The organism is Mycobacterium sp. AMU20-3851 (genome assembly GCF_043974665.1).
Lineage (GTDB): Bacteria > Actinomycetota > Actinomycetes > Mycobacteriales > Mycobacteriaceae > Mycobacterium.
Window position 1 is genome coordinate 690,458 of the sequence record NZ_CP146371.1, and the last position, 25,661, is coordinate 716,118.

Sequence of the window (25,661 nt, forward strand, 5' to 3'; positions counted from 1 at the left end):
CGGCACCGTGTCCGGTGACGAACACGGTGCCGGCGAGTGTAGGTCAGCGGTCGGCGTCGGTGTAGCGGATGACGCCGCGGATGTTGCGGCCTTCGAGCATGTCGGAGTAGCCGTCGTTGATCTGCTCCAGCTGGTACTGCCGGGTGACCATGTCATCGAGGTTCAGGCGCCCGGCCTTGTACATCGACAGCAGCAGCGGGATGTCGTGATGGGGGTTGCCACCACCGAAGATGGTGCCCTGCAGGTTCTTCTGCAGCAGGGTCAGCATCGACAGGTTCAGCGTGACGTTGGTGTCGGACATGCTGCCGACCGCGGTCAGCACGCAGGTGCCGCCCTTGCTGGTGATGCTCAGGTAGCTGTCGACGTCCTTGCCCTTGAGTTCACCGACGGTCACGATCGTCTTGCGGGCCATGCCGCCCGCGGTGACCTCGGCGATGCCGCCCATCGCCGACTCGATGTCCGGGTAGACGTGCGTGGCACCGAACTTGAGGGCCTGGTCCCGCTTCCATTCGATCGGGTCGATGGCGAAGATGTTGCGGGCACCGGCGTTGACCGCGCCCTGCAGGGCGCCCATGCCGACGCCACCGATACCGACGATCGCGACGTCCTCGCCGGGTCGGATGTCGCCGCTGCGGACGGCGGAGCCGTATCCGGTGGTGACGCCGCAGCCGACGAGGCAGGCGACCTCGAACGGGATGGACTCGTCGATCTTCACGACCGAGCTCTTGTGCACGACCATGTACGGGCTGAAGGTGCCCAGCAGCGTCATCGGGAACACCGGGTCACCCGAGGCGGTGTGGATGCGGTGGGTGCCGTCGGAGACGGCGACGCCGGCGAGCAGACCCGCGCCCAGATCGCAGAGGTTACGCAGACCGGCCTGACACGACGGGCATTCACCACAGGACGGGATGAACGAGAGCACGACGTGATCGCCGGGCTTGACGTTCTCCACGCCGGGACCGACCTCGGTGACGATGCCGGCACCCTCGTGCCCGCCCAGCACCGGGAACCCGAACATCGGGATGTCTCCGGTCACCAGATGGTGGTCGGAATGGCACATCCCGGAGGCCTCCATCTGGATCTTGACCTCATCTTTTACCGGGTCACCGATCTCGATCTCCTCGATCGACCACGGCTGATTGAACTCCCGGATGATGGCGCCTTTTGTCTTCATCGGATCCTTGCTTTCGTGGAGACTGTGACTAACTTGTCAGAAGATAGCTTAGTAACCTAAGTCACATCACGACCAACCGGGTGGTTGGCACGTCACCAAATTGGAACAGGTGCCTGTCCGAGCGGGTAGTAGCCGGGCAGCTTCTCTCCGGCCAGCGACCGTTCGATGCGCTGCTGCATGGTCGGGGTGAGGTCACCGGACTCGATGAGCTTCGCGTAGCCCTTGGCGACGTGGCCGAAGTCGAAGAAGTCCCGCTGCCACTCGATGAGCAGCTGATCGTTGAGCCGGAACCAGCTGCCACCGATGCCGTAGATCTCGCTCTCGGTGCCGTCGCTGCGCTTGGCGATCTGCTTCCAGAAGCCGACGATCTCGTTCTGCTTGTCGTCGATGAGCGTGCGCTGGTACTCGTAGTACCAGTTCTCCAGGCCGAGCATCTCCAACCCCAAGGCGATCTCGGCTATTTCTTTTTTGCCGACGCACATGACGTCTTCCTTGGGGCCGATGTTCCAGCCGTAGGTCGCGTCCTCGGTGTAGAAGTCCGCCAGCGGTTTCCAGTCACCGGCCGCCTCGGCGTCCTTGTTGGCCTGCAGCCAGCGTTGGACCCAGTCTTCCAGTGCGTCGCGTGAGGCCATTGTCAGTCCTTTTCTATGAGGGTCAGTGCTCGGGTGGGACACATTTCGACGGCGAGCTCGACGGCATCGCGTAGTTCGTCGGGCGGCTCGTGGTCGAGGATCTCGACGACGCCGCGCTTGGGCACGGAGAAGACATCCGGTGCCTCCAGCTCGCACATGGCGTGCCCCTGGCAGAGGTCTTCGTCGAGTTCGATGCGGTAACAGCCCACGGGCGTCAACCCTTGATTCGCTTGCGGTAGCGGACCTTGGCCGGCTGGGCCAGCTGCACGACCATCTTGGAGTGGTCGTTGCGGTAGCTCTCCGAGGGCTGTGACATCTCGAACTCGTACTCGCGAAGGAGCACCGAGAAGATCGCCTTGATCTGCATCTGCGCGAACGCTGCGCCCACGCAGCGGTGCTTACCGGCACCGAACGGGATCCAGGTCCACCGGTTGATCAGATCTTCCTGCCGCGGCTTCTCGTAGCGGCCGGGATCGAACGCATCCGGGTCGGGGAAGTCCTCGGGGATGCGGTTGGAGATCGCCGGCGAGGCGGCCACCATCTGACCCTTGTGGATCGGGTGGCCGGCGACCTCGAACTCGTCCTGGGCGACCCGCATCAGGATGATCAGCGGCGGGTGCAGGCGCAGGGTCTCCTTGAGCGCATTGTCCAGATTCGGGATCTGGCGCAGCGCATGGAAACTCACCTCCTGGCCATCGGAGTACAGGTCGTCGAGCTCCTGCTGGACCTTGGCGTAGAACTCGGGGTGGCGCAACAACTCGATCAGCGTCCACGAGGAGGTGCCCGAGCTGGTGTGGTGGCCGGCGAACATCAGCGAGATGAACATGCCGGTGACCTCGTTGGCGGTGAAGCGGGGGTTGCCCTCCTCGTCCCTGATGGACACCAGCACGTCGAGCAGGTCGCGATCCTCTTTGCCCTTGGGAGGATTGGCGATCCGGCCGTTCATGATCTCCTGCACGAGCGCCACGAGTTTGACCCGGGACTCGTCGCGGATCCGGAAGCTCTCGATGTCCAGGTACGGGTCGACGTAGCAGAGCGGGTCGGTGCCGCGCTCCAGCTGGTGGTAGTAGTGCGCGAAGCGGCTGTCGAGCTGTTCGCGGAACTTCAGACCGATCAGGCAGGCCGTCGAGGTGTAGATCGTCAGCTCGGAGAAGAAGTCGAGAAGTTCGATCTCGCCTTCCTCGCCCCAGTCGGCGATGATCTTCTTGACCTCGTTCTCGATGGTGGCTGCGTGGCCCTTCATCTGCTCACCGCGCAGCGCGGTGTTGTGCAGCATCTCCGCCCGGCGTTCGGGATCGGCGTCGAACACCACGCCCTCACCGAAGATCGGCGTCATGAACGGATAAGCCTCGGCCTGGTTGAGTTCGCTGTCGCTGGAACGGAAGAAGAACTCGTTGGCCTCCGCGCCGGACAGCAGCACCACCTGCTTGTCCGCGAGCTGGAACCAGCCCGCGTCGCCGCATTCGGAGCGGATACGCTGCATCAGCCCGATCGGGTCGGTGCGGAACTCCTCGAGGTGGCCGTGTTCTTCACCTTCGCCACCGGAAACGCGTGCTACTTCCTTGAGATCGGTCACTGATTCGGCATCCCTTCCTCGCCCAGCGCGAGCTTTTGGCGGTCCTTCACATCGGCGAGCGGAGCCTCGGGCTGCAGTTCCATGTTCGCGACGTAGTGGCCCCGCGGGGTCTCGGCCACAAAGGTGATCGCACGGGCCAGATCGGCGGCGCGCATGAAGTAGTCGTGGCGCGCCTGGCCCCATTTGGCCCAATCCTCCAGCGCGGGGCCGATCTTCTCGGCGGGCAGGCTCCAGCCCATCGAGGTCATGGTCGGGCCCGGGTGCACGATCGAGGCCCGCACCCCGGTGCCTTCCAGTTCCATCTGCAGGTTGGTCACCATGGCGACCAGGCCGGCCTTGGCGGCGCCATAGGCGCCCATGTGCGGCCGTTGCCGCAGCGCCACATCGGATCCGACGAAGATGAGGTCGCCACGCCGTCGTTCGATCATGCCGGGCAGCACGGCGGTGGCGAGCCGATTGGCCCCCACCAGATGTATCTGTAGCTGGTCGGCGAACTCGTCGGTGCTCATCTCGGGCAACTTGCCGAAGTTGGTGTCGCCGGCACCGGCCACCAACACCTCGATCTCGCCGAGTTCGGAGACGGTCTGCTCGACGGCCGCCTTCACCGAGTCGGGGTCGGTGACATCGAGGTGCACCGCGATCGCTTCGCCGCCGTCGGCGCGGATCCTGCCGACGATCTCGGTGAGCTTCTCCACGCGTCGGGCACCGAGGGCGACCGGGAAACCGTTGGCGGCGAGCTTGATCGCGGTCGCCTCGCCGATTCCGGAGGACGCGCCGGCGACCAGCGCGGGACGGCGATCGGGCAGGGGGTCGAATCTGGGCATCGAAGAGGGCCTTTCGGGCTCAGCGGAGCTGGACGGTCATCGGGAGGTGGGCAAAGCCGCGGACGCTGCTGGAGTGGACCCGGACGGAGTTGGCCTCGTCGACCTCGTACCCGCGGATCCTCTTGAACAGTTCGGTCAGCGCCACCCGGGCCTCCATCCGCGCCAGGTGCGCGCCGAGACAGAAGTGCGCGCCACTACCGAAACTCACCAGTTTCGGCCCGATCTCCCGGTCGATCCGGTACGCGTCGGGATCTGCGAACACCCGCTCGTCGCGGTTGGCGGAGCCGATCAGCAGGACGAGCACATCGCCGGCGGGGACGGTGGTGTCATAGAAGGTGATGTCCTCGACCACCGCACGGGCCAGGATCTGGCTGGAGGCGTCGTAGCGCAGCGTCTCTTCGACCCATGGGGTCACCAGGTCATGGTTGTCGAAGACCGGAGCGAGCTGGTCCGGGTTCTTGTAACCCCAGAAGGCGGCGTTGGCAAGGAGTTTGGTGGTGGTCTCGTTACCGGCGACAACCATCAGGAACAGGAACGCCATGATCTCGTCGTCGGTGAGCTTGTCCCCGTCGATCTCGGCCGCGACCAGCGCCGAGGTCAGGTCGTCGGTGGGCCGCTTGCGTCGCTGTTTGACCATGTCGGCGTAGTAGACCAGCAGCTCTCCCGAGGCCTCGATGGCCGAGGTGGGCACGTCGGCGACGCCGTCCTCGCGGTGCATCACCGCATCGGCCTGGGCGCGGATGCGGACCCGGTCCTCGTCGGGCACCCCCATCAACTCCGAGATCACGTCCATCGGGAGCTTGCCCGCGAACTCGTCCACGTAATCGAAGGTGGTGTTCTGCAAGGCGGTGTCCAGATGCTGGTGGGCGATCTCGGTGACCCGGCTTTCCAGTTCGCGGATCCGCCGCGGGGTGAAGCCCTTGGACACCAGCGTGCGCAGACGCAGATGGCCGGGATCGTCGAGGGCCAGAAACGACATCACCCGGTGCGCCTCGTCGTTGCGTGAAATCGGGTCCAGGGACACCCCGTGCTTGTTGGACAGGCTGATGCTGTTCCGGAAGCCCGCCACCACGTCCGCATGCCGGGACAGCGCCCAGAACTTCAGCTCGTCGTTGCGGTAGATCGGGGCCTCGTCGCGCAGCCGCTTGTAGTACGGGTACGGATCCTCGTGGAAGTCGTAGCTGTACGGGTCGAGGATCAGGTCGACGGTGGGTGAGCTCATTTGGACTCCTCGCCCAGGATCAGCCCGACGACGTAGGTGAGTCGGTCCGCGATCTGGTGGTAGGTGAACACGCCGCTGCCGGCGTTGACGAGTGCGCCGAAGAATGTCATCTCCAGCGCGGAGACGATGCGGGGGTCGGCGTCGGGGCCGACCGCGGAACGGATGCGCTTGTGGATCTCACCGCCGATCCGGTCGCGGACCGTACGGACCGCCGGGTCGCTGCTGCCGCTCATCAGCGCGGTGGTGCAGGCCGCGGCGACCTCCGGCTCGTCGGCGACGACGAGGGTCAGGGCGCGCAGGGCCTTGTCGACGCGGGCGGTCATCGAATCGTTGACATCGGTGAAGTACGGGACCTGCCTGACCAGATCCAGATACACCTCGGCGATCAGATGGTTCTTCGACGAGAAGTAGGTGTACGCGGTGGCGGGTGCGACCTTGGCGCGGGCCGCGACGGCGCGCACCGTCAGGTCCGCATAGGACGATTCGCGCAGCATCTCCATGCCGGCGGTGACGACCTTGCGGAAGGTCTCCTCCTGGCGTCGGTTGCGCGGCGCCTCACCAGGCTTGCCGTCGGCCTTGCTTGTGACGGTCGCCACCGGGTCGCTGGACACATGTCCAAGTTATCCGATGAAGTCGCTCCCGGGCAAGCGGCTGGATCGAATTCCCAGTACAGCGCGCTATCTTGGGGGTGGAGAAGGCTCCGCATGCGGTGGAGCCTTGCCTCTGCCGCGGACCTGAGGTTAAGGTTCGGTGGACTGATGTCGGACACTTGTCCAGAGAATGTGAAGCACCAAGACACGAGGAGTGGGATGTCGATTCTGGCGGATCGCGAGAGCCGATTGTTCATCGACGGCAAGCTGGTCGCCGGAAGCGCGGGAACCTTCCAGACGGTCAACCCGGCCACCGAAGAGGTGCTCGGTGTGGCGGCCAATGCCGATGAGGCGGATATGAGTTCGGCCATCGGTGCCGCGCGGGCGGCCTTTGACGACACCGACTGGTCGACCAACACCGAGCTCCGGGTGCGCTGCCTGCGCCAGTTGCGGGAAGCGTTGCAGGGCCACGTCGAAGAACTGCGGGATCTGACCATCGCCGAGGTGGGCGCTCCGCGGATGCTGACCTCCGGGGCCCAGTTGGAAGGGCCGGTCGACGATCTCGCGTTCGCCGCCGACACCGCGGAGAACTACGCGTGGCGAACCGATCTCGGGCACGCGACGCCGCAGGGGATTCCGACCAACCGCACGATCGCCCGGGAGGCCGTCGGCGTCGTCGGGGCGATCACGCCGTGGAACTTTCCGCATCAGATCAACCTGGCCAAGGTCGGCCCGGCCCTGGCCGCGGGCAACACGCTGGTGCTCAAGCCCGCTCCGGACACCCCGTGGGCAGCCGCCGTGCTCGGTGAGATCATTGCCGAGCACACCGATTTCCCGGCGGGCGTGATCAACATCGTCACCTCCGACGATCACAGCGTGGGTGCGCTGCTGTCCAAAGACCCGCGGGTGGACATGGTTTCGTTCACCGGGTCCACCGCGACCGGCCGCGCGGTGATGACCGACGCGGCGGTGACCATCAAGAAGGTCTTCCTGGAACTCGGCGGCAAATCCGCCTTCCTGGTACTCGATGACGCCGACCTGGGCGGCGCCTGCGCGATGGCGGCGTTCACCGTGGCCATGCACGCCGGACAGGGGTGCGCCATCACCACCCGCCTGGTGGTGCCCAGAGCGAAGTACGACGACGCCGTGGATGCCGCGGCGGCCACGCTCGGCGGGATCAAGCCGGGCGACCCGAACAGCAAGCGCACCGTGTGTGGTCCGGTGATCTCGGCCCGTCAACGTGACCGCATCCAGGGCTACCTCGACTCCGCGATCGCCGAGGGAGGCCGGTTCGCGTGCGGCGGCGGCCGGCCCGCCGATCTGGACCGCGGTTTCTTCATCGAGCCGACCGTCATTGCCGGGCTGGACAATTCGGCCAAGGTGTCCCGCGAGGAGATCTTCGGGCCGGTGCTGACCGTCATCGCCCACGACGGTGACGACGATGCGGTCCGCATCGCCAACGACTCGCCCTACGGGCTGTCCGGCACGGTGTTCTCCGGCGACGACGGCCGCGCACAGGCGGTCGCGGCGCGGATGCGGGTCGGCACGGTCAACGTCAACGGCGGCATCTGGTACTCCGCCGACGCGCCGTTCGGTGGATACAAGCAGTCCGGGGTCGGCCGCGAGATGGGCGTGGCCGGCTTCGAGGAGTACCTGGAAACCAAGCTCATTGCAACGCTGGCCAACTGAGGAGATTTTCGATGGGACAGTTCGACAACAAGGTGGGCATCGTCACCGGCGCCGGTGGCGGTATCGGCCAGGCGTATGCCGAGGCGCTGGCGCGCCAGGGTGCGGCCGTGGTGGTCGCCGACATCAACCTCGAGGGCGCGCAGAAGGTCGCCGACGCTATCTTGGGTGAGGGCGGCAACGCGCTGGCCGTGCGGGTCGACGTCTCCGACCCGGAGTCGGCCAAGGAGATGGCCGCGGCCACGCTTGCGGAGTTCGGCGGCATCGACTACCTGGTGAACAACGCGGCCATCTTCGGCGGGATGAAGCTGGACTTCCTGGTCACGGTGGATCCGGAGTACTACAAGAAGTTCATGAGCGTGAACCTCGACGGTGCGCTGTGGTGCACCCGCGCGGTCTACAAGAAGATGGCCAAACGTGGTGGCGGCGCGATCGTCAACCAATCCTCCACCGCCGCATGGCTGTACGCGAACTTCTACGGTCTCGCCAAGGTCGGCATCAATGGCCTCACCCAGCAGCTGTCCCGCGAACTCGGCGGGCAGAACATCCGGATCAACGCCATCGCCCCGGGCCCGATCGACACCGAGGCCAACCGCACCACCACCCCGCAGGAGATGGTGGCCGACATCGTGAAGAACATCCCGCTGTCGCGGATGGGACAGCCCGAGGATCTGGTCGGGATGTGCCTGTTCCTGCTCTCGGATGAGGCCAAGTGGATCACCGGGCAGATATTCAATGTCGACGGCGGACAGATCATCCGCTCATGAGTGACACCGCGCCGAAGCTGGGATACATCGGGCTGGGCAACCAGGGCGCCCCGATGGCGAAACGACTGGCCGACTGGGACGGTGGACTGGTCGTCTACGACGTACGCCTCGAGGCGATGACGCCGCTGGCCGAACTGGGTGCCGAACTGGCGGACAGCATCGCCGACGTCGCGAAGGCCGATGTCATCAGCGTCACCGTGCTCAACGATGCCCAGGTGCGCGACGTGGTCGGCCAGCTGGCCGAGCATGCCGCGGCGGGCACCGTCATCGCCATCCACTCGACGATCGAGCCGGATACCGCGGCGCAGCTGGCCGAGCAACTGCGCCCCAAGGGCATCCACGTGGTGGACGCCCCGGTCAGCGGCGGCGCCGGTGCCGCCGACAAGGGTGAGCTGGCGGTCATGGTGGGCGCCGACGAAGAGGCCTACAACACCGTCAAACCGGTCTTCAAGAAGTGGGCCTCGCTCGTCGTGCGGGCCGGTGAACCGGGCGCCGGAACCCGGATGAAGCTGGCCCGCAACATGCTGACGTTCATCGGTTTCGCCGCGGCCAACGAGGCCCAGTACCTGGCCGAGGCCGCCGGCATCGACCTGCAGAAGCTCGGGCGGGTGGTCCGGCACAGCGATGCGCAGAGCGGCGGGCCCGGCGCCATCATCCTGCGTGACGACATGTCACCGCTGGCGCCGGATCATTGGCTGTTCGACATGTTCTCCCACACCCGCGGCCTGGGGGAGAAGGATCTGACCCTGGCGCTGGGCCTGGGCGAGTCGGTGGGAGTGGATCTTCCGTTGGCGAAGGTGGCGTTGCAGCGCCTGGCCGACGGCCTCGGAGTACCGCACGCAAAGGAGCAGTGAGTATGACCGATCGGCGCAAGCAGGGCCTGCAGAAGATGAACGAGGTCTACGGCTGGGAGATGCCCGATATCGAGGGCGACCCGTACTTCGATCTGACCGTCGAGCATCTGTTCGGCACCATCTGGACCCGCCCCGGACTCTCCATGCGGGACAAGCGCCTGCTGACGCTGGCGGCGGTCACCGCGGTCGGCAACAGCGACCTGGCCGAGATCCAGGTCAACGCGGCGCTGCACAACGAGGAGATCACCGCCGAGGAACTCAAGGAGGTGGCGGTCTTCCTGACCCACTACCTCGGTTTCCCGCTGGGTTCCAAGCTCGACGGCGCGGTGAGCAAGGTGGTGCGCAACCGGAAGAAGGCCGCCGAGAAGGGTGCGGGCGAGGACAAGAAGGGCAACGTCAACGCCGCGGTGAAGATGCATTCGGGGAAGTCGCTCGATGATGAGTAGGTACGCCGCGCTGTCACGCGAGGAGTTGGCCACCCTGGTCCCTGAACTGCTGCTGATCGGGCAGCTGATCGACCGGTCCGGAATGGCCTGGTGCATATCGTCATTCGGTCGCGAGGAGATGCTGCAGATCGCCATCGAGGAGTGGGCCGCGTCCAGCCCGCTCTACACCAGGCGGATGCAGAAGGCGCTCAAGTACGAGGGCATCGACATCTTCACCCTGTTCAAGGGCCTGCAGCTCGACATCGGTGCACCGCCGCAGTTCATGGACTTCCGCTACGTCGTGCACGACCGTTGGCACGGCGAGTTCTACCTCGACCACTGCGGCGCGCTGCTCGACGTGGAGCCCATGGGCGAGGATTACGTGCGCGGGATGTGCCACGACATCGAAGATCCCACCTTCGACGCCACCGCACTGGCCACCAACCGCAAGGCGCAGGTCCGGCCGATCCACCGGCCTCCGCGTACGCCGGCGGACCGGCACCCACACTGCAGGTGGACCGTCATCATCGACGAGTCCTACCCGGAGGTGCCCTTCATCCCGGAGATGGACATCGTCGCGGCCACGCACGCCCATGCGTGTGAACTCGATCCCATCGACCCGAACGACGAAGGCATGTCCGACTACTCGGGTGACCTGCTCGCCGATGTCGACTTCGGCGCGTTCTCCCATTCGGCGCTGGTCCGGATCGCCGACGAGGTGTGCCTGCAGATGCACCTGCTGGTCAAGGCCTTCACCATCGCCGTGGACAAGCGCGCCGCCGGTGATGTGGCGCTGGCGCGTTCCATCCGGACCAAACAGCTGATCGGCATCGCCGGGGTGGCCGCGTCCCGGATCCACAAGGCGCTCAAGCTCAGTGGTGACGCCCACGGGGCGCTGCGGGTACTGGAACTGCACCCGCTGCTCAACCCGGCCGCCTACGTGTCCGCCGACGTGGACCCGGAGTTCGTGCACGTGCGGCGTTCCCCGGCCCACGAGGACGGGGCCTGGATTTCGCTCATCTCACCGGTCGCGGACCTCCCGGTGCAAGCCATCGTGGCCGCGGTGGATCCGTACCTGCGGGCCGAACTCTCCGGTACCGAGACCGACTGGACGGTGCGGGTGATCAAGACCGACACGCCTGCCGAGAAGCTCTCCGAAGTCGAGGTGTGCGAGTTCAGCCAAGGCGCGTCCTGGGTTTTCGAGGAGCGAAAGTCGTTGCCGCTGACGGTGGTGTGAGTCGGTCGGTCTCCGGGATCGGCAGGCCTAGCACGGCTGCTACGAGCTGCGCGCGCTGCCGACGAGGGCGCGGTACTCCCCGTCCAGGTGTTGAATCCTGCCCGCGATCACGGCGAGATCAGAGTTGGCACGCTCGACGATGCTCGCGATCGCGCCGGCACCCCGGCTGACGATCGGCAGCAGTGCGCGTTCTCCGGCCGCGTTGTCGGGCACCGTGGCAGCGGCGTCGGCCACCCACTGCCGGACGGAATCGAGGTCCCGGCGTCCGGCGGCCACCACGTCGGCGGAGCGGTCGACTTCGGATCCGAGCCGCTTGTCGAGATCGGCGAGGGCTCCGAGCGTGCGTGCCTGCATCTCGTTCGCCTCGGCATACGCGTCGGCACTACGGCCGGTCCAGGCGGCGCCCGGCGCCGCGGAGCGCACCGCGTTCTGCATCTCCTGTAGCGCGACACTCGCGTCGAACCGCGCGCCGGGCTCGGGAACACCCTCACCGAACGTGGCGCGCGCATTCGACCACACGGTCATGAACCCCTGGACCACCCCCACTCGGCCAGTCTATGGGCGGTGACGGGCGCCCTCAGACACCAATTCGCAACGCCGGGGCCACCCATCGGCGCAGGTAATCGCGCAACCGCCTCCCGGTGCGCGGGGGTCGTCCCGGGTCGATGACGAACGACTGGATGATGCGCAGCAGGTGTTCGGCCAGTTCGTCGAGGTCGTCATCGCCGAATCCCACTGCCGCCCAATCGACATCGAAATGGCGCACCACCGACTGGGCGAACTGCAGGGCGATATCGGAGGTCACCGACTCGGTCAGTGCCGGAGCGCGCCCGGGGGCCAGCAGCAGCCCGATGTGCTTGTCCTTGGGTAGCCATTCCAGCGCGGTGGCGATGGCCTCGGTGGCGGCGTCCGCGGGGTCGGTGATGCCCTGCAGGTGGGTGGCCAACCGCTCCAGGAAATCGGTGGCGGCGACCGTACCGGCCTGGATCAGCAGGGCCTCGGTACTCGGGAAGTAGCGGTACACGGTCTGGCGGGTGACACCCAGCGTGCGGGCGACGTCGGCGATGGAGAAGTCCGCGCCGCGCTCGTCGATGGCCTTCCCGGCGGCGGCGAGGATCCGGGCGACGGCCTCCTCGTCGCTGGCCGGCGCGTCGCCGGACCACCCGTGGGTACGCACGCCGAAAGTCTAGCGAGCTATCGGTAGGAGACCTGAAGGTCTTTCACGCCGTTGATCCATCCGGAACGCAGCCGGAGCGGCTCGGCCAGCTTGGTGATGTCCGGGATCTGATCGGCGATCTCGTTGAACATCAGCCGGATCTCCATCCGGGCCAGGTTGGCGCCGATACAGAAGTGGGCGCCGTTGCCGCCGAACGCCAGGTGCGGATTCGGGTTGCGCAGGATGTCGAAGCTGAACGGGTCGGTGAACACCTCGTCGTCGTAATTCGCTGAGCTGTAGAACAATCCGACGCGCTGACCCTTGCTGATCTGCACCCCGCCGAGTTCGGTGTCGGCCAGCGCGGTGCGCTGGAAACAGTGCACCGGGGTGGCCCACCGGATGATCTCGTCCACGGCGGTCTCCGGGCGCTCCCGTTTGAACAGCTCCCACTGCTCGGGGTGGTCGAGGAAGGCGTTCATCCCGTGGGTGATCGCATTGCGGGTGGTCTCGTTGCCGGCGACGGCCAGCAGGATCACGAAGAAGGCGAACTCCACTTCCGAGATCGCCTCGCCGTCGGAGTCGGCATCGGCCTGGACCAGCCGGGTGACGATGTCGTCGGCCGGGCAGCGCCGGCGCTCCTCGGCCATCGTGTAGGCGTAGCCCATCAGCTCGGCGTTCGCCGTCGTGGGATCGCCGGCGAAGTCCGGGTCGTCGGTGTTCAGGATCGCGTTGCTCCAGTGGTAGAGCTTCTCGCGATCCGCCTCTGGCACGCCGATCAGGTCCGCGATCGCCTGCAGCGGCAGGCTGACCGATACGTCCTCGACGAAGTTCCCGGTGTCCTGACGGGCGGCCGCGGCCACGATGTCGTGGGCCGCCACCGCGAGCTTTTCCTCCAGGGCGGCCACCGCGCGCGGGGTGAACAGCCGGGACACCAGCTTGCGCAGCCGGGTGTGCTCCGGGGCGTCCTGATTCAGCAGCAGGGCCTTGGTCAGGTCCAGCTGATCGGCGGTGACCCCGTCGGGCAGCCGCATCACCGAGCCCTTGGCATTGGCCGACCACAGCTCGCCGTTGCGGGAGACCGCCTTGATGTCCTCATGGCGGCTGACCACCCAGTAGCCGCCGTCGTCGAAGATCGAGTCCTTCTGTTCGGCCCACCAGACCGGTGCGGTCTTGCGGCGTCCGGCGAATTCGGTGAGCGGAACGCCCTGCAGCAGCACGTCGGGGTCGGTGAAGTCCATCCCGGGAAGCCTCCTGATGTGATGTGGCACACGCGTGCTCAAGACCATACACCGTTCCGTTGGGTGTATGGCCAGCGCCGGGCGGCTAGGGTGCTTACCGTGCGCGTCCTCGTCATCGGATCCGGAGCCCGTGAACACGCCCTGCTGCTCGCCCTTCGGCGCGACCCGCAGGTCGAATTTCTGGCGGTGGCGCCCGGCAATGCCGGTACCGGCACCGTCGCCGAACAGCACGACGTCGACGTCAGTTCCGGTCCCGCGGTGGTCGCCCTGGCGCAGCGCCTCGAGGTCGACCTGGTGGTGGTGGGTCCCGAGGTTCCGCTGGTGCTCGGTGTCGCCGACGCGCTGCGTGCCGCCGGTATCGCCTGCTTCGGGCCGTCCAAGGATGCCGCCCGCATCGAGGGCTCCAAGGCGTTCGCCAAGGACGTGATGGCCGCCGCCGGGGTGCGGACCGCCGCCAGTGAGATCGTCGACAATCCAGGCCACCTCGACGCGGCACTGGACCGCTTCGGCCCGTCGGCGGGGCAGGCCGCCTGGGTGGTCAAGGATGACGGGCTGGCCGCCGGCAAGGGCGTGGTGGTCACTGCGGACCGTGAGGCGGCCCGCGCGCACGCCGCCGGACTGCTCGAAACCGGGCATCCGGTGCTGCTGGAGTCCTTCCTGGACGGGCCCGAGGTCTCGCTGTTCTGCGTGGTCGACGGTGAAACCGTGGTCCCGCTGTTGCCGGCCCAGGACTTCAAACGCGTCGGCGACAACGACAGCGGCCCGAACACCGGCGGCATGGGTGCCTACACCCCGCTGCCCTGGTTGCCCGCCGAGGTGCTCGACCAGATCGTCGACGAGGTTGTCAAACCTGTTGCTGCGGAAATGGTTTCGCGTGGCAGTTCGTTCTCCGGCCTGCTCTACGCCGGGCTCGCCATCACCTCCGTGGGGCCCGCGGTGGTGGAGTTCAACTGCCGATTCGGCGACCCGGAGACCCAGGCGGTGCTGGCGCTGCTGGAATCGCCGCTCGGGCAACTGCTGAACGCGGCGGCCACCGGAACGCTGGCGTCGCACGACGCTCTGCAGTGGCGCGACGGGGCGGCGGTCACCGTGGTGGTCGCGGCCGAGAACTACCCGGGCCGGCCGCGGGTCGGGGACGTCATCACCGGATCCGAGACGGACGGGGTGCTGCATGCGGGCACCGCCCGGCGCGAGGACGGCGCCGTCGTCTCCACCGGCGGGCGGGTGCTCTCGGTCGTGGGTACCGGCCCCGACCTGGATGCGGCCCGCGCAGCGGCGTACCAGACCATCAAGTCGATTCGACTGCCCGGCAGTCATTTCCGCACCGACATCGGCCTGGCGGCCGCGCAGGGGCGTATCTCGCTCTGACGTTCAGGCCACCAGTATCGGTGCCAGCCAAGCGATCTCGGCGGGCAGCTGGGCGCTCCAGAACCCGCCGTCGTGCCCACCCGGGGAGAACCCGCCGGCCGGCGGCGACGGTAACTGGGCGATGAATTGCCTGGTGGCGGCCGCGAACGGGTCGCCGTTGCCGCAGTCGATGCGGATCGGGATCCCGTCCAACGCGGGCTGCCCCCACACGCTGTTGGCGGCGTAGTCGGCGGCATCGTCGAACGCGCCGGGGGCGGCGGCGCCCGCGGAGGTCCACAGGGCCGGGCTGACCGCGCAGATCGCCGCGGTTCGGGCGGGACCCAGACGGGACCCGAGCAGCAAAGCGCCGTAGCCGCCCATCGACCAGCCGAGGAAACCCACCCGGGAGGTGTCCAGGCCCTGATCGGACAGCATCGGAAGCAACTCATCCAGCACCATCGCGCTGGCGTCATCGCCCGAAGCGCGTTTGTGCCAGTACCCTCCGCCGCCGTCCACGGCGACCACAGCAAACGGTGGAAGGCCCGCCGCGACGGCGTCGGCCAGGCCTTGCTCGACGCCGCCGGCCATCACCGTCGCGGCATCACTGCCCTTGCCGTGCAGAGCGATCACCGGGCGCAGTGCCGCGCTTTGGCCCGGCGGCCGGGCAATGGCCCAGTTGGTGCGGATGCCGCCGCGCGCCGCGGAGACGAAGGACCCGGACTGGTACGTCGGGGCGGGTTCGGCGACCGCGCGGGGCAGTCCGGCAGCTTCCGCAGCGACCGCGCCCAGGGCCGTACCCAGACCCAGGCCCAGGCCCATGCGCAGGACGGCTCGACGGTTCGGAGCGGGCATGCCGGACATCTTGCCACCGCCTGAAATGGCGCTCGCTGTCAACTTCGTGCGTTTGTTGAAAACCCCGATACAACTGGGATTTTGCTGGCAGCATTGCTCAACGTGACAGCGGCGGTGACTCCGAAGGGGGAGCGTCGGCGGGGCGCCCTCGTGAGCGCCGCCGCCGATCTGCTGTGCGAAGGCGGTATCGACGCGGTGCGGCATCGCGCGGTGGCCCGGCGGGCCGGACTGCCGCTGGCCTCGACGACGTACTACTTCTCTTCATTGGACGATCTGATCGCCAAGGCCGTCGAGCACATCGGTGAGCGGGAGGCCGCCGAGTTGCAGCTGCAGGTGGCCAGTCTGTCCCGCCGGCGCCGCGGCGCCGAATCCACCGCGGATCTGCTGGTGGACCTGCTGGTCGGGGACAACCCCGGAGTGCGGGTGTCCGAACAGCTGATCTCGCGGTACGAGCGCTACATCGCCTGTGCCCGGCAACCCGAACTGCGCGACATCCAACGACGGATCCTGCGGCAGCGCACCGACGCCGTTCTCGAAGTGGTGGAACGGTCCGGGCGCGCGGTGCGCTCGGAACTCGTTTCCGCTCTGGTCTGCGCGGTGGACGGAGCTGTGGTTGCCTCGTTGGTGGACGAGGGGGAGGGACCGCGGGCCACCGCCCGCGCGACCCTGATCGATGTGATCGACGTGCTCGCCCCGGTCGACGACAGGGCCGTGCACGTCTGAGCCGAGGGGAGGCGGATTGACAGAGTCGGGGACCGAGAAGTCCGAGACCGCGCAGGAACCGCAGCTGAGGCGGGTGATGGGGCCCGGCCTGCTGCTGCTCTTCGTGGTCGGCGACATCCTCGGGACGGGTGTCTACGCGCTGACCGGACAGGTCGCCAAGGAGGTCGGCGGTGCGGCCTGGCTGCCGTTCCTGCTGGCGTTCGCGATCGCCACCATCACCGCCTTCAGCTATCTGGAACTGGTCACCAAGTACCCGCAGGCCGCCGGTGCGGCGCTGTACGTGCACAAGGCGTTCGGCGTCCAGTTCGTCACCTTCCTGGTCGCCTTCGTCGTCATGTGCTCCGGAATCACCTCGGCCTCAACGGCTTCCCGATTCTTCGCGGCGAACTTCTTCACCGCTTTCGACTTCAGCTGGGGCAAGGCCGGCGTGGTGCTGCTGGCGCTGCTGTTCATGGCGCTGCTCGCGGTGGTCAACTTCCGCGGCGTGGGCGAGAGCGTCAAGCTCAACGTGGCACTCACCTTCGTCGAGATCACCGGTCTGGCGATCGTCATCCTGGTCGGGTTGTGGGCGTTCACCGGCGGCGGTGCCGACGTCGACTTCGCCCGCGTCGTCGCCTTCGACACCCCGGCCGAGAAGGGCACCTTCCTGGCGGTCACCACCGCGACCTCGCTGGCCTTCTTCGCCATGGTCGGTTTCGAGGACTCGGTCAACATGGCCGAGGAGACCAAGGACCCGGTCCGGATCTTCCCGAAGGTGCTGCTGACCGGTCTGGGCATCGCCGGTGCCGTCTACATCGTGGTGGCCATCGTCGCGGTGGCGCTGGTGCCGGTCGGAGTACTGGCCGACAGCGAGACCCCGCTGGTCGAGGTGGTCAAGGCCGGCGCCCCGGGCCTGCCGATCGAGGCGATCCTGCCGTTCATCTCGATGTTCGCGGTCGCCAACACCGCGCTGATCAACATGCTGATGGCGAGTCGGTTGATCTACGGGATGGCCCGCCAGCATGTGCTGCCACCGGTGCTGGGCATCGTCCACCCGAGGCGTCACACCCCGTGGGTGGCCATCATCTTCACCACCCTGATCGCGTTCGGGCTCATCTTCTACGTGTCCGCCGTGGCCGGCAGCAGTGCCATCGCGGTCCTGGGCGGCACCACCTCGCTGCTGCTGCTCGCGGTCTTCGCGATGGTGAACATCGCGGTACTGGTGCTGCGCCGCGACGTCCGCGCCGGCGGCGGGCACTTCCGGACGCCGACCGTGCTGCCCGTCATCGGCTTCTTTGCCTCGGCCTATCTGGTGCTGCCGTTCTCCGGTCGCCCTGCCCAGCAGTACCTGCTGGCCGGGGCGCTCATCCTGACCGGCGTCCTGCTGTTCGGGCTCACCACCCTGATCAACCGGCAGCTGGGCATCCGCGGACAGGGCATCACCGATCCGACCCACCTCGGGGACGCACCCTAAGCTGTGTTGCCGTGACGATCCCGAATGTTCTCGCCAACCGCTACGCCAGCGACGAGATGGCCGCCATCTGGTCACCGGAGGCGAAGATCATCGCCGAGCGCCGGCTGTGGCTGGCGGTGCTGCGCGCCCAGGCCGAGCTCGGGGTCGCCGTCCCCGACGGCGTCATCGAGGACTACGAGCGGGTGCTGGAGAACGTCGACCTGGGCTCGATCGCCGCGCGGGAGCGGATCACCCGTCACGACGTGAAGGCCCGCATCGAGGAGTTCAACGCCCTCGCCGGGCACGAACACGTGCACAAGGGCATGACCAGCCGCGACCTCACCGAGAACGTCGAACAGCTGCAGATCCGCCGGTCGCTGGAGCTGGTGTTCTCGCACGGGGTGGCGGTGGTGGCGCGGCTGGCCGAACGCGCGATCGTCTACCGCGACGTGGTGATGGCCGGGCGTAGCCACAACGTCGCCGCGCAGGCCACTACCCTGGGCAAGCGGTTCGCCTCGGCGGCCGAGGAGTCCCTGGTCGCGCTGAACCGGCTGCGTGAGCTGATCGACCGCTACCCGCTGCGCGGGATCAAGGGCCCGATGGGCACCGCCCAGGACATGCTGGACCTGTTCGACGGGGACACCGCCCGGCTCGCCGAGCTGGAGCGCCGCGTCGCGCAATTCCTGGGATTCGCAGAGGTTTTCACCAGCGTCGGGCAGGTCTACCCGCGCTCCCTGGACCACGACGTGGTGTCGGCGCTGGTGCAGGTGGGCGCCGGCCCGTCCTCCTTCGCCCACACCATCCGGCTGATGGCCGGACACGAACTGGTCACCGAGGGGTTCGCGCCGGGCCAGGTCGGTTCCTCGGCGATGCCGCACAAGATGAACACCCGGTCCTGCGAACGGGTCAACGGTCTGCAGGTGGTGCTGCGTGGCTACGCGTCGATGGCCGCCGAACTGGCCGGTGCGCAGTGGAACGAGGGCGACGTGTTCTGCTCGGTGGTCCGCCGGGTCGCACTGCCCGACGCGTTCTTCGCCATCGACGGCCAGACCGAGACCTTCCTGACCGTGCTCGACGAGTTCGGCGCCTACCCCGCGGTGATCCAGCGTGAACTCGACCGCTACCTGCCGTTCCTGGCCACCACCCGCATCCTCATCGCGGCGGTGCGCGCCGGGGTGGGACGTGAAGCCGCCCACGAGGTCATCAAGGAGCACGCCGTGGCGGTCGCCCTGGCCATGCGGGAGAAGGGCCAAGAGCCCGACCTGCTGGACCGGTTGGCCGCCGACCCGCGACTGCCGCTGGACCGCGTCGCCCTGGACGCGGCACTCGCGGACAAGGCGGCGTTCACCGGCGCGGCCGGCGCCCAGGTCGACACCGTCGTCTCGGCGGTCGAGGACCTGGTCGGACGGTACCCGGAGGCGGCCAAGTACACCTCGGGTGCCATCTTGTGACCCTGGCCGACCTCACGGACCTCGATAACTTCGCGAACGGTTTCCCGCACGACCTGTTCGAGGCACATCGCCGTGAGGCGCCGGTCCACTGGCACGAACCGACCGAGCACACCCCGGACGGGGAAGGCTTCTGGTCGGTGGCCACCTATGCGGAAACCCTTGCGGTGCTGCGTGACCCGCTGACCTACTCGTCGGTGACGGGTGGCTCGCGGCCGTTCGGCGGGACCTTGTTGCAGGACCTGTCCGTCGCGGGCCAGGTACTGAACATGATGGACGACCCCCGGCACGCCCAGATTCGCCGGCTGGTCAGCTCGGGGCTGACCCCGCGGATGATCGCCCGTGTCGAAGCCGATCTGCGGGCCCGGGCGCAGACCCTGCTGGACGCCGTCGAACCCGGTGTGGCACTGGACTTCCTGGTCGACGTGGCCGCGGAGCTGCCCATGCAGATGATCTGCATTCTGCTGGGAGTCCCGGAATCCGAACGGCATTGGTTGTTCGAGGCCATCGAGCCGCAGTTCGACTTCGGGGGGTCACGCTCGGCCGAGATGAGGCAGCTCACCGCGGAAGAGGCCGGGACGCGGATGTACGAATACGGCCGGCAGCTGATCGAGACGAAACGCGCCGAGCCGACCGACGACATGCTCTCGGTGGTGGCCAACGCCTTCCGCGACGATGACGCCGCGGAGCTCTCCGACCTCGAGCTCTATCTGTTCTTCAGTCTGCTGTTCAGCGCCGGGGCCGAGACCACCCGCAACGCGGTGGCCGGCGGGCTGCTGGCGCTCATCGAGCACCCCGACCAGCTGCGCAGGCTGCGCGATGAACCCGAGCTGCTGGGATCGGCGATCGAGGAGATGGTGCGCTGGACCACCCCGTCCCCGTCGAAGCGACGCACCGCGACGCGTGCGGTCACCCTGGGCGGGCACACCATCGAGGCCGGGCAGAAGGTGCAGATCTGGGAGGGCTCGGCCAACCGGGACGGCGCGGTGTTCGCCGATCCGGACGTCTTCGACATCTCCCGTAAACCGAACCCGCACTTGGGTTTCGGGCAAGGCGTGCACTACTGCCTCGGTGCGAACCTGGCGCGTCTGGAACTGCGGGTGCTCTTCGAGGAGCTGCTGTCCCGGTTCGGTACCGCCCGTCTGGTCAAACCGGTCGAATGGGCGCGCAGCAACCGGCACACCGGCATTCGGCATCTGTTCGTCGAGTTCGACTGATCGCTACCCTCGACACCATGAACTCAGGCCCCGACGACAATCTCCGGGTCTCCCATGCCGACCGCACATACGTGAGTGGACTGCTCGAGCGCGCGGCCGGCGACGGGCTGATCACCCTCGACGAGTTCGCCGAACGCACCGACCAGGCGTTGGCCGCCCGCACCCGCGGTGAACTGCGCGCGGTGCTGGCCGACCTGCCGGACATGGAGCTGCGCGCCGCTCCGGTGCAGCGGCGTGCTGCGGCGCCGCCGGAGGCGCTGGGCGGCTGGATGACCTCGATCGTGCGACGCGGACCGTGGACGGTGGCGCCGGTGATCAGCCTGAACACCCGGATGTGCTCCACGACGCTGGACTTCACCTCGGCGGTGCTGCCCGGTCCGGTGGTCGAGGTGATCATCGACGACTACCTGAGTTCGACCGAGCTGATCGTGCCGGCCGGCGCCACCGCCGATCTCAACGGTGTGGATGCCATCGCCGGCAGCGCCACGGTCAAGGTGCGTAACCTCGCGCAGCCCGATCAGCTGCACGTCGTCGTCCGCGGCAAGGTCAGGATGGGGTCGCTCAGCGTGCGGCACCCGTTCGGGACGTTTCTGCGGCGTCTGCACGGCGGCCATTAGCCAGTTCGATCTCGGCGATCACCCGGTCCGGGTACTCGGTCAGGTCCGGCCAGGTGAAGCGCAGCACCCGATAACCCATCAGGGACAGCTCGTTCTGCTTGACCCGGTCCTTCTGGAACGCCTCGGGGTCGGTGTGCGAGGCCAGGCCGTCGACCTCGATCGCGGTCTTCGGGTCGGCGAAGAGCACGTCGACCTCCCAGCGGCCGACGCGTTGGTTGGCCTTCCACCCGGTGATCCGCTCCCGTCTGAGCAGGCTGATGAGCAGCCGTTCGGCTTCCGAATGCGCACCGTCGTCGGCGGTCTTCAGGAGGCGACGGGCGGCGGGGGAGCCGTGCCGACCGGTGTTGCGCAGGTGCGCGTTCCACACTGCGCGCAGATCCAGCAGGTGCCGTTGCAGCGCCGCGTCGAGGATTTTCATGCCGCCGTCGCGGCGCACCGCCGCTTCGATGACCGTCAGCGGTAACGCGGTCACCCGCAGCCCGTGCCGGATCACGCAATCGGCCGGGTCCAGGTCGCGGCGGCGGGTGCGGATTTCGTAGCGTCGGCGCGGGTTGCTGACCGCGGGCACCGTCACCTCCACGATCTTGGGCGGGTACTTGGTCAACTCGTGCCACCAGGCGGCCGATGTCCCGCTGGCGGTGGCGCGGGGCCCGTAACCCCAGACCGCGGCCCGGATCCGGGCGCGATCGGTGAAGTGCCGGTCCGTCACGAAGTACACCCCCGGTGAACAGCGCAGCCAGCGCCCGGAGCGCACCCTGCGGTTGACCGCGTCCTGGCTCAGTCCGGCGAGTTTGGCCTGCGCAAGGGTGAGCACCCCGTCGTGATCGCGCAGCAGATCGTCCAACATGCTGAGTTGGACGCGGTGCCCGCCGCCGCGGTTCCATGCGCCGTGATTTGCGCACAGTCACCGGCGCTCACCGCCGCTGGATGTGCGCAAATCGCTATAGACGCACTCCGGCGGCGTGCAGCTCCAGCAGCGCGAGCCCCCGGATGGCCGGCCGGTCATCGCGGCGCCAGGCTCCGATCGGGTCCGGGTGGATCGCGGTCAGCTTGCCCAGTGGACGGTTGGCCAGCGCGCGCATGGCCAACAATTCCTGGCCGGCGTGGGTGGAGGCCAGTGTGAGCACCGTCAACTTGCGGCGGAAGAACCGCAGCCGCAGGAACAGCCAGGGCATGGCGACCGCCAGGATCGGGGTGGCGGCCACGGCCAGCGCCAACACCCAGGCCAGCCAGGTCGCGGTGCTGTCCAGGTTCTGACCCGCGCCGGCGATCTCCCCGGCGGCCTCGCTGGCGGCGCGCAGCGGCCCGCTCAACGCCCCGCCGATCAGCGGTACGTCGTCGGCGCTGTCGCCGGCGGAGTTCAGGCTGCCCGACACCCCGTCGGCGCCGCTCTGCACCTGACGGCCGACCTCGGCGATGGTCGCGACCGCGGCGTACACCGCGCTGCCCACCATCACCCACACCACCGTCCAGGCGATGACGATGATGTCGCTGGCGAGCTGGGCCACCAGACGACCAGGCCGGGTGGCGTAGGGCAGGTACCGCAATCTCATGGCACCGATCCCAGCACATAGGGTGGGTCAATGCGCCCCGCTCTGACCGACTACCAGCATCTGGCCAGTGGCAAAGTTCGCGAGCTGTACCGCATCGACGACGGCCACCTGCTGTTTGTGGCCAGCGACCGCATCTCGGCCTATGACCACATCCTGGAGACCACGATCCCGGACAAGGGCCGGATCCTCACCGCGATGAGCGTCTTCTTCTTCGACCACCTCGGGGTGCCCAACCACCTCGCGGGCCCATCCGACGATGAGCGCATACCGGAGGAGGTGCTGGGGCGCGCGCTGGTGGTGCGTGCCCTGGAGATGCTGCCCGTCGAGTGCGTGGCACGCGGCTACCTGACCGGTTCCGGGCTGATCGACTACCAACAGACCGGGGCGGTGTGCGGGATCGAGTTGCCCGCCGGGCTCGGTGAGGCCAGCAAGTTCGACGAGCCGTTGTTCACCCCGGCGACCAAGGCCGAGCTGGGCGAGCACGACGAGAACGTGTCCTACGACGCGGTGGTGGCGCTGGTCGGCGCCGACCGTGCCGCGCAACTGCGTGACGCGACCCTGCAGATCTACCGCAAGGCGGCCGAGCACGCGCTGAGCAAGGGCATCATCGTCGCCGACACGAAGTTCGAGTTCGGCGTGGACGCCTCCGGGCAGCTCGTGCTCGCTGACGAGGTGCTCACCCCGGATTCGTCGCGCTACTGGCCTGCCGACACCTACCATCCCGGCGAGGTGCAGCCCAGCTACGACAAGCAGTTCGTGCGCAACTGGTTGACCGGTCCCGACTCGGGATGGGACCGGCACTCCGACACCGCGCCGCCACCGCTGCCCGCCGAGATCGCCGCGGCCACCCGCGCGCGTTATATCGAGGCCTACGAGAGGATTTCCGGTTTGAGTTTCTCCGATTGGATCGGTGCATGACGGCCGCGCCGGTTGCCAAGCGGGTCGAGCACCGCCGCGAGCACCACGGTGACGTGTTCATCGACCACTACGAGTGGCTCCGCGAGAAATCCAACCCCGAGGTGATCGCGCACCTGGAAGCCGAGAACGCGCACACCGAGGCTGCCACCGCCCAGCTGGCGCCGTTGCGGCAGAAGATCTTCGACGAGATCAAGGCGCGCACCAAGGAGACCGACCTGTCGGTCCCCACACGCCGTGGCGACTGGTGGTACTACGCACGTAGTTTCGAGGGCCGGCAGTACGGCGTGCATTGCCGGTGCCCGATCAGCGACCCGGGTGACTGGACCCCGCCCGAACTCGACGAGAACACCGCGATCCCGGGCGAGCAGATCCTGCTCGACGAGAACATCGAGGCCGACGGTCACGAGTTCTTCTCCCTGGGTGCGATCAGCGTCAGCGTCGACGGCAACATCCTGGCATTCTCGGTGGACGTCAAGGGCGACGAGCGTTACACGTTGCGGTTCAAGGATCTGCGCACCGGCGAGTTCTACGAGGACACCATCACCGGGATCGGCGCCGGGGCGACCTGGGCGGCCGACAACCAGTCGCTCTACTACGTCACGGTGGACGAGGCGTGGCGACCGGACACCGTGTGGCGGCACCGGCTGGCATCGGGGCTACCCGCGCAGAAGGTGTATCACGAAGCCGACGAACGGTATTGGCTCGGCGTCGGGCGCACCCGCAGCGACAAGTACGTGATCATCGCCGCCGGCAGCGCGGTCACCTCCGAGGTGCGCTACGCGGACGCAACAGACCCGGACGCCGAGTTCACCGTGGTGTGGCCGCGTCGCGACAACGTGGAGTACTCCATCGAGCACGCCGTGGTCGGCGGGCAGGATCGCTTCCTGATCCTGCACAACGACGGCGCGGTCAACTTCACCCTGGCCGAGGCCCCGGTGAGCGACCCGACCGCGCTGCGCACGCTGATCGAGCACCGCGAGGACGTCCGCCTCGACGGGGTCGACGCCTTCGAACGCCAACTGGTGGTGAGCTATCGCCGGGAGGCGCTGCCCCGAATCCAGTTGTGGCCCATCGAAGCCGACGGCAGCTACGGGACTCCGCAGGAGATCGAGTTCGAATCCGAGCTGATGTCGGCCGGGCTGAGCGGCAACCCGAACTGGTCCTCGCCGAAGCTGCGGGTGGGCGCGGTGTCCTGGGTGATCCCGGTCCGGATCTACGACCTGGACCTGGTGACCGGTGAACGGACCCTGCTGCGTGAGCAGCCGGTGCTCGGGGACTACCGGCCCGAGGAGTACGTGGAGCGCCGGGATTGGGCGGTCGCCGCGGACGGGGCCCGGATCCCGATCTCCATCGTGCACCGGGCCGGGCTGGCGTTCCCGGCGCCGACCCTGCTGTACGGCTACGGAGCCTACGAATCCTGTGAGGATCCGCGGTTCTCGATCGCGCGGCTGTCGCTGCTGGATCGCGGCATGGTGTTCGCGGTGGCCCACGTGCGGGGCGGCGGCGAACTGGGCCGGCCGTGGTACGAGGACGGCAAGATGCTGCGCAAACGGAACAGCTTCACCGATTTCGTCGCCGTCGCCGAGCATCTGGTGGCCACCGATCTGACCCGTCCCGCCAACCTGGTCGCGCTCGGCGGCAGCGCCGGCGGGCTGCTCGTCGGGGCGGTGCTCAACCTGGCCCCGCACCTGTTCGCCGGTGTGCTGGCCCAGGTGCCGTTCGTCGATCCGCTGACCACCATCCTGGACCCCTCGCTGCCGCTCACCGTCACCGAATGGGACGAGTGGGGAAATCCTTTGGAGGACAAGGACGTCTACGAGTACATGAAGTCGTACTCGCCGTATGAGAACGTCGGGTCCTTCGACTATCCGGCGGTGCTGGCGATGACCTCGCTCAACGACACCCGGGTGTACTACGTGGAACCGGCGAAATGGGTTGCCGCACTTCGGTACGCCCAGCTCGACCCGGCGGCCGATGCCGGCAAGGTATTGCTCAAGACCGAGATGGTGGCCGGGCACGGCGGCATCAGTGGCCGTTACGAACGGTGGAAGGAAGCCGCGTTCCAGTACGCCTGGCTGCTGGCGACCGCGGACCCCGCGAACCACGGGAACGGGCAGGTGCACAGCCTGTTCGGCGGCCCCCGCACCTGACGGAGTTTATCTAGCCGCTGTCA

26 protein-coding genes are annotated in these 25,661 nt (G+C 67.7%); 13 read left to right on the plus strand and 13 right to left on the minus strand.

Translation table 11 applies throughout. The annotated features are described in order from the left end of the window. Positions 1 to 43: 43 nt before the first annotated feature. The 7 genes from V4U86_RS03370 to V4U86_RS03400 all read right to left on the minus strand — a co-directional run bounded on the left by V4U86_RS03370 (position 44) and on the right by V4U86_RS03400 (position 6,039). Positions 44 to 1,174 carry an NDMA-dependent alcohol dehydrogenase gene (locus V4U86_RS03370; RefSeq protein WP_395309883.1) on the minus strand — a complete coding sequence of 377 codons (1,131 nt, stop codon included), beginning with the start codon at positions 1,172 to 1,174 and terminating at the stop codon, positions 44 to 46. Between the two features lie 92 nt (positions 1,175 to 1,266). Continuing rightward, positions 1,267 to 1,806, minus strand: a complete 540-nt coding sequence (locus V4U86_RS03375; protein ID WP_395309884.1) for a nuclear transport factor 2 family protein — start codon at positions 1,804 to 1,806, stop codon at positions 1,267 to 1,269. A 2-nt stretch (positions 1,807 to 1,808) separates the two neighbouring features. Next, entirely contained in the window at positions 1,809 to 2,015 is a 207-nt protein-coding gene (locus tag V4U86_RS03380) for a ferredoxin (RefSeq protein WP_395309885.1), read from the minus strand. Positions 2,016 to 2,020: 5 nt separating this feature from the next. After that, positions 2,021 to 3,382 carry a cytochrome P450 gene (locus V4U86_RS03385; protein ID WP_395309886.1) on the minus strand — a complete coding sequence of 454 codons (1,362 nt, stop codon included), beginning with the start codon at positions 3,380 to 3,382 and terminating at the stop codon, positions 2,021 to 2,023. Beyond that, positions 3,379 to 4,206 carry an SDR family oxidoreductase gene (locus V4U86_RS03390; RefSeq protein WP_395309887.1) on the minus strand — a complete coding sequence of 276 codons (828 nt, stop codon included), beginning with the start codon at positions 4,204 to 4,206 and terminating at the stop codon, positions 3,379 to 3,381. The genes V4U86_RS03385 and V4U86_RS03390 overlap by 4 nt, the downstream gene beginning before the upstream one ends. Before the next feature lie 19 nt (positions 4,207 to 4,225). Then, on the minus strand, positions 4,226 to 5,428 hold the full coding sequence (locus tag V4U86_RS03395) for a cytochrome P450 (protein ID WP_395309888.1): 1,203 nt from the start codon (positions 5,426 to 5,428) through the stop codon (positions 4,226 to 4,228). Further along, complete coding sequence (locus V4U86_RS03400) at positions 5,425 to 6,039, minus strand: TetR family transcriptional regulator (RefSeq protein ID WP_395309889.1); 615 nt, start codon at positions 6,037 to 6,039, stop codon at positions 5,425 to 5,427. Before V4U86_RS03400 ends, V4U86_RS03395 begins: the two co-directional genes overlap by 4 nt. Positions 6,040 to 6,237: 198 nt before the next feature. Here V4U86_RS03400 and V4U86_RS03405 point away from each other — a divergent pair, with 198 nt between their 5' ends. From V4U86_RS03405 to V4U86_RS03425, 5 genes are read left to right on the plus strand one after another with little or no spacing between them, the layout of a single operon-like run. Continuing rightward, the gene (locus tag V4U86_RS03405) at positions 6,238 to 7,707 is read left to right on the plus strand and encodes an aldehyde dehydrogenase (RefSeq protein ID WP_395309890.1); all 1,470 of its coding nucleotides are present in this window, start codon (positions 6,238 to 6,240) and stop codon (positions 7,705 to 7,707) included. Between the two features lie 11 nt (positions 7,708 to 7,718). Next, positions 7,719 to 8,471, plus strand: coding sequence for an SDR family oxidoreductase (locus V4U86_RS03410; RefSeq protein WP_395309891.1), 753 nt, complete (start codon positions 7,719 to 7,721; stop codon positions 8,469 to 8,471). Beyond that, positions 8,468 to 9,325, plus strand: coding sequence for an NAD(P)-dependent oxidoreductase (locus V4U86_RS03415; RefSeq protein ID WP_395309892.1), 858 nt, complete (start codon positions 8,468 to 8,470; stop codon positions 9,323 to 9,325). Before V4U86_RS03410 ends, V4U86_RS03415 begins: the two co-directional genes overlap by 4 nt. Positions 9,326 to 9,327: 2 nt before the next feature. Continuing rightward, entirely contained in the window at positions 9,328 to 9,771 is a 444-nt protein-coding gene (locus V4U86_RS03420) for a carboxymuconolactone decarboxylase family protein (RefSeq protein ID WP_395309893.1), read from the plus strand. Then, positions 9,761 to 10,987, plus strand: coding sequence for a hypothetical protein (locus V4U86_RS03425; RefSeq protein ID WP_395309894.1), 1,227 nt, complete (start codon positions 9,761 to 9,763; stop codon positions 10,985 to 10,987). The genes V4U86_RS03420 and V4U86_RS03425 overlap by 11 nt, the downstream gene beginning before the upstream one ends. Before the next feature lie 39 nt (positions 10,988 to 11,026). On the opposite strand, the gene V4U86_RS03430 is transcribed toward V4U86_RS03425, so the two are convergent. From V4U86_RS03430 to V4U86_RS03440, 3 genes are read right to left on the minus strand one after another with little or no spacing between them, the layout of a single operon-like run. After that, on the minus strand, positions 11,027 to 11,533 hold the full coding sequence (locus tag V4U86_RS03430; protein ID WP_395309895.1) for an EspA/EspE family type VII secretion system effector: 507 nt from the start codon (positions 11,531 to 11,533) through the stop codon (positions 11,027 to 11,029). Between the two features lie 31 nt (positions 11,534 to 11,564). Beyond that, a complete protein-coding gene (locus V4U86_RS03435; protein ID WP_395309896.1) occupies positions 11,565 to 12,164 on the minus strand; it encodes a TetR/AcrR family transcriptional regulator in 600 nt (199 codons plus the stop codon). 17 nt (positions 12,165 to 12,181) lie between these two features. Continuing rightward, on the minus strand, positions 12,182 to 13,381 hold the full coding sequence (locus V4U86_RS03440) for a cytochrome P450 (RefSeq protein WP_395309897.1): 1,200 nt from the start codon (positions 13,379 to 13,381) through the stop codon (positions 12,182 to 12,184). A 99-nt stretch (positions 13,382 to 13,480) separates the two neighbouring features. Between V4U86_RS03440 and purD the strand changes: the two genes are divergently transcribed. Continuing rightward, positions 13,481 to 14,749: a phosphoribosylamine--glycine ligase gene (purD, locus tag V4U86_RS03445; protein ID WP_395309898.1), complete on the plus strand. Its 1,269-nt coding sequence runs from the start codon at positions 13,481 to 13,483 to the stop codon at positions 14,747 to 14,749. Positions 14,750 to 14,752: 3 nt separating this feature from the next. Here purD and V4U86_RS03450 read toward each other — a convergent pair whose 3' ends face one another. Further along, positions 14,753 to 15,589 (minus strand): alpha/beta hydrolase, encoded by an 837-nt coding sequence (locus V4U86_RS03450; protein WP_395309899.1) that lies wholly within the window; start codon positions 15,587 to 15,589, stop codon positions 14,753 to 14,755. 84 nt (positions 15,590 to 15,673) lie between these two features. Between V4U86_RS03450 and V4U86_RS03455 the strand changes: the two genes are divergently transcribed. The 5 genes from V4U86_RS03455 to V4U86_RS03475 all read left to right on the plus strand — a co-directional run bounded on the left by V4U86_RS03455 (position 15,674) and on the right by V4U86_RS03475 (position 21,017). Then, positions 15,674 to 16,303 (plus strand): TetR/AcrR family transcriptional regulator, encoded by a 630-nt coding sequence (locus tag V4U86_RS03455; protein WP_395311902.1) that lies wholly within the window; start codon positions 15,674 to 15,676, stop codon positions 16,301 to 16,303. Positions 16,304 to 16,379: 76 nt separating this feature from the next. Beyond that, positions 16,380 to 17,756: an APC family permease gene (locus tag V4U86_RS03460; protein WP_395311903.1), complete on the plus strand. Its 1,377-nt coding sequence runs from the start codon at positions 16,380 to 16,382 to the stop codon at positions 17,754 to 17,756. A gap of 11 nt (positions 17,757 to 17,767) precedes the next feature. Further along, complete coding sequence (gene purB / locus V4U86_RS03465; RefSeq protein WP_395309900.1) at positions 17,768 to 19,186, plus strand: adenylosuccinate lyase; 1,419 nt, start codon at positions 17,768 to 17,770, stop codon at positions 19,184 to 19,186. Next, a complete protein-coding gene (locus tag V4U86_RS03470) occupies positions 19,183 to 20,400 on the plus strand; it encodes a cytochrome P450 (protein ID WP_395309901.1) in 1,218 nt (405 codons plus the stop codon). The genes purB and V4U86_RS03470 overlap by 4 nt, the downstream gene beginning before the upstream one ends. 17 nt (positions 20,401 to 20,417) lie before the next feature. Continuing rightward, positions 20,418 to 21,017 carry a DUF1707 SHOCT-like domain-containing protein gene (locus tag V4U86_RS03475; protein ID WP_395309902.1) on the plus strand — a complete coding sequence of 200 codons (600 nt, stop codon included), beginning with the start codon at positions 20,418 to 20,420 and terminating at the stop codon, positions 21,015 to 21,017. Here the strand turns inward: V4U86_RS03475 and V4U86_RS03480 are convergent. Together V4U86_RS03480 and V4U86_RS03485 are read right to left on the minus strand one after the other, a co-directional pair. Next, the gene (locus V4U86_RS03480; RefSeq protein WP_395309903.1) at positions 20,962 to 21,864 is read right to left on the minus strand and encodes a DUF559 domain-containing protein; all 903 of its coding nucleotides are present in this window, start codon (positions 21,862 to 21,864) and stop codon (positions 20,962 to 20,964) included. The genes V4U86_RS03475 and V4U86_RS03480 overlap by 56 nt on opposite strands. A gap of 94 nt (positions 21,865 to 21,958) precedes the next feature. Continuing rightward, entirely contained in the window at positions 21,959 to 22,570 is a 612-nt protein-coding gene (locus V4U86_RS03485; RefSeq protein ID WP_395309904.1) for a hypothetical protein, read from the minus strand. Positions 22,571 to 22,600: 30 nt separating this feature from the next. Here V4U86_RS03485 and V4U86_RS03490 point away from each other — a divergent pair, with 30 nt between their 5' ends. Together V4U86_RS03490 and V4U86_RS03495 are read left to right on the plus strand one after the other, a co-directional pair. Beyond that, the gene (locus V4U86_RS03490; RefSeq protein WP_395309905.1) at positions 22,601 to 23,488 is read left to right on the plus strand and encodes a phosphoribosylaminoimidazolesuccinocarboxamide synthase; all 888 of its coding nucleotides are present in this window, start codon (positions 22,601 to 22,603) and stop codon (positions 23,486 to 23,488) included. Further along, entirely contained in the window at positions 23,485 to 25,638 is a 2,154-nt protein-coding gene (locus tag V4U86_RS03495) for a S9 family peptidase (RefSeq protein ID WP_395309906.1), read from the plus strand. The genes V4U86_RS03490 and V4U86_RS03495 overlap by 4 nt, the downstream gene beginning before the upstream one ends. The last annotated feature ends 23 nt before the right edge of the window (positions 25,639 to 25,661 follow it).